General features: G+C 62.7%; 1 protein-coding gene. It reads right to left on the reverse strand.

The genetic code is table 11. The features are described 5' to 3' along the window. Positions 1–608 (reverse strand): triose-phosphate isomerase (locus QD357_RS32815; RefSeq protein ID WP_414126164.1); only part of this gene is annotated, 608 nt, incomplete at both ends.

Genomic DNA, 608 nt, shown 5'->3' on the forward strand with positions numbered 1-608 from the left:
ATGAACAGCCCATCGACATGGGGGCAGGATATGAGCTCTTCGCAGTTGTCCGCGTTGACCGAACCGCCGTAAAGGCAGGGAATGCGCCGGCCGAGCACGGCTTCCGCGAACGCGATGATCTCGGCCTGGCGGGCGTCGGCGTAGTCCGCTGTCGCGGGGATCCCATCGACGCCAATGGCCCAAACAGGCTCGTAGGCAAGCAGTATCGGTTTGTGCTTCTGGTCGGTAGAAAGGCTTCCCAACGCGCCGCGAACCTGGCGCTCGAGGACGTCGCGGGCTCGCCCGGCCTCGCGTTCGGAAAGTGTCTCCCCTATGCAGATGAGCGGGATCAAGCCGTGGCGAACCGCCGCCCCGACTTTCAGTCCTACCGTCACGTCCGTCTCACCGAAATGTTCACGCCTCTCGGAGTGACCAAGCTCGACGATGTCGAGGTTGCAGTCCTTGAGCATCAAGGGTGAAATCTCGCCCGTCCAGGCGCCCTCCTCGTCCCAATGCATGTTCTGCGCGCCGACCTTCACCGACGTGCCCGCCAACGTGGTCTTCACTTCCCGGACAACAGTGAAAGGAGGGATGACAAAGCGCTGGATGCGCGGATGGGACGTGATGTC

This window comes from Rhizobium sp. BR 317, assembly GCF_047445835.1.
In the GTDB taxonomy this organism is placed as follows: Bacteria; Pseudomonadota; Alphaproteobacteria; order Rhizobiales; family Rhizobiaceae; genus Rhizobium; species Rhizobium paranaense.